The sequence below is a fragment of the Propionicimonas sp. T2.31MG-18 genome (genome assembly GCF_964266745.1).
GTDB lineage: Bacteria > Actinomycetota > Actinomycetes > Propionibacteriales > Propionibacteriaceae > Propionicimonas.
This window is the reverse complement of the sequence record NZ_CAXWGX010000013.1, coordinates 1-439: the sequence shown is the minus strand read 5'-3', so window position 1 is coordinate 439 and position 439 is coordinate 1. Positions and strand designations below refer to the sequence as shown.

At 64.7% G+C, this 439-nt stretch carries 1 protein-coding gene; it reads left to right on the top strand.

What is annotated here, in order from left to right; all coding sequences use genetic code 11:
- Positions 1-207: 207 nt before the first annotated feature.
- Positions 208-439, top strand: a 232-nt coding sequence (locus ACFQQJ_RS08060) for a Crp/Fnr family transcriptional regulator (RefSeq protein WP_377105524.1), incomplete at its 3' end; no start/stop codon positions are given.

Sequence of the window (439 nt, the reverse complement as noted above, 5' to 3'; positions counted from 1 at the left end):
TGAGCCCTACATTGGGACACGGGAGAACCTCCTTGGGATGTGGACCTTCGCAAGTCACACCCCAGTGGGGGTTCTCCTCTTTCGTCAACCAGCCGGTGTCACCCACGTCCTGGCCGAGTACATCTAGGGCGCTGAGCTGTGCCCTTCGGGTCGCAGCCCTCCCTTCGGCCGGAGCCCGGCCGATCCCGGTGTGGCTAGGCTTCGGGCATGGCCGACAGTTGCGTCTCTCGTGTCCCGGTCTTTGCCGGCCTCTCTGCGCAAGATCAGCAGCGGGTCGAGGAGTTGGCGCGTCCGACCCTTCTGAAGGCGGGTGAGGCGGCGTACCGTGCCGACGAGGATCTGTCGCAGCTCGTGGTGGTGCATTCGGGTCGACTCAAGATCTTTCGGCTCTCAGCCGACGGGTCGGAGCAGTTGATCCGGGTGTTGGGTCCAGGCGACT